Raw genomic sequence first — 1906 nt, 5'->3', positions numbered from 1 at the left:
ACCCCGTCACCGGACTCTTCACCTCCGTCGACCCTGTCGTCGGAGGCAACACCACCGCCTATGCGTACCCGCAAGACCCGGTAAACAAAACCGACCTCGACGGACATCGGAGCAAGTGGAGGAAAGCCTGGAGCAAGGTTGGATCGGCTGCGCGCACGGTGGGACGAGGCGCGTCCGCCGCGTGGAAGTTTGGCGTGAGGCACAGAGATTCGATTGCCCTTGGTTTGACTGTTGTTGGGCTTGTGGTGTGCTCGGCGTGCGCCGTCGCAGGACTTGCAATCTCTGCTGTCAGCGCAGGTTACTCTTGCGCTAAACGGCGCGTCGGAGATTGTGCCATCGGAGTTGCCTCTGTTGCCACCGGTGGAACTGGCGCGGCACTCCTGAGGGGGGGCGTCTCTGATAAGGGCCGGTCGCGCACTCTCAGCTTCGAGCCGCAGAATCTCTCGGCTTTCGCCCACCAGATATATACGTAGGGCCTACGGCGGTGTAATGGTAGGTGCTGGCCGTTTCTCGCGCGGAATGGTGCACGGCTATAACGTCTTGAGTGCTGGCTTCGGCGGTGTTGGAGCGGTGCGAAGTTGTCGTTGAACATGCAGGACCCGCGAGTGGCGAGCGATGGCCCAGGTATTGGAGGCGCAATGGCGAAGATTGTTCTTGTCGATAGTGCGATAGAGGTTCGGCTTAACAGGCTCGAGCGACTTTCATCACTATTCTTTGGCCAGATTAGGGTCAGGCGAGAGCACCTGGTCGATGCGCGTGTAATCGATCGTCCGACACAAGATGTAGTCGATTACCTGGCGGACGTCACACTGTTATATGCGTTGGGTGCGCCAACCCGAATTAACACTATTGACCCGCGAGCGCGAACTCGTGCTCAAGCAGAAGAAGGCCGAGCCTGCATCGTTGCGTACAGGGCCAGGGCTGCCGCGCTTCTGACATTTAGGCCAAACTGTTCGGGGTGGACTCTGCTTCTTGTTTCGAGCGGCGACTCGAACGAGATCGTAGAGCACCTGACCCCTAGCTCAGCGTAATGTCGAATGCCTCATTGTGGGAAGCTTGGTTCGAGGTGAACCGCTAGGGAACTGGCAGTGAAATGCAGCCTGGTGCTCACAGTCTCGAGCAAGAACTCGTTGGTCGATGACCGGTACTCCAGATCGCCGACCTGCTCACGCACATCGATCGGCGTCCCGAGCAGGTCATCGTCGTCCTCCCACGCGTGCACCAGGGCGTCGCGAAACTTCAGGACGGCGACCGGCGTGGCGCGTGCTCCTGGCGGTGTCCACTCGGGATCGTTGTAGACGAAGCGCAGGGTCAGCGTCGGAGTCTGAACTCGGTAGTCGAAGCCTACGAACTGCATGTCGTGCAAGCGAACCCAAGTACCGGTGTCTGTCTGGAACTCGTACGGTGTGAAGTCGCCGCGCTCCAGGCTGCTGGCGGCGATTCCCGTGAACCCGACGGCTGCCCGTCCGGCAACGGCCGACGGAGAACGTGCCGACACCACAGGTTCCGGCTTCCGCTTGAAGAGTGCCATTGGGGAATGTTACCGGCTCATCACCGCCGCGGGGCTGCAGGGGTCGATGGGTCGCCTCGCCTCCGCGGGTGACAACGCCGCCATGGAGTCCTGGGACGCCTTGCTGCAGAAGAACGTCCTGGACCGTCGCCGCTGGGCCACGCGCGATGAGTTGCACGACGTGATGGTGTTCTGGATCGAACGGACCTACAACCGTTGTCGACGCCAGCGGGCCCTCGGCAAGCTCACCCCGGTCGAGTTCGAGCTCGCCTTCACCGCCCAGAACGCCGCCCTTGCGGCATAATCACCACTCACCCCGTGTCAACCGACCCTGCAGCAGTCCCGGGGATCGGACCTGGGTGTGACGGTCACTGATGGTGTGGTGCAGGTGACGTT

Annotated in this window: 2 protein-coding genes; one reads left to right on the top strand and one right to left on the bottom strand. The window is 61.3% G+C overall.

Translation table 11 applies throughout. The features are described 5' to 3' along the window. Positions 1-1042: 1042 nt before the first annotated feature. A complete protein-coding gene (locus N869_RS16700; protein WP_052105630.1) occupies positions 1043-1531 on the bottom strand; it encodes a hypothetical protein in 489 nt (162 codons plus the stop codon). Between the two features lie 46 nt (positions 1532-1577). On the opposite strand from N869_RS16700, the gene N869_RS14765 reads away from it, so the two are divergent. Then, positions 1578-1814, top strand: a complete 237-nt coding sequence (locus N869_RS14765) for an IS3 family transposase (RefSeq protein WP_052105629.1) — start codon at positions 1578-1580, stop codon at positions 1812-1814. The last annotated feature ends 92 nt before the right edge of the window (positions 1815-1906 follow it).

The sequence above is a fragment of the Cellulomonas bogoriensis 69B4 = DSM 16987 genome, from assembly GCF_000767165.1.
Classification (GTDB): domain Bacteria; phylum Actinomycetota; class Actinomycetes; order Actinomycetales; family Cellulomonadaceae; genus Actinotalea; species Actinotalea bogoriensis.
The sequence above is the reverse complement of the archived record's forward strand: the minus strand, read 5'-3'. Positions and strand labels throughout refer to the sequence as shown.

What these genes read in the sequence shown, in the direction of transcription:
- N869_RS16700 (WP_052105630.1), bottom strand. Translation starts at nt 1,531, where the DNA reads ATGGCACTCTTCAAGCGGAAGCCGGAACCTGTGGTGTCGGCACGTTCT.
- N869_RS14765 (WP_052105629.1), top strand. Translation starts at nt 1,578, where the DNA reads ATGGGTCGCCTCGCCTCCGCGGGTGACAACGCCGCCATGGAGTCCTGG.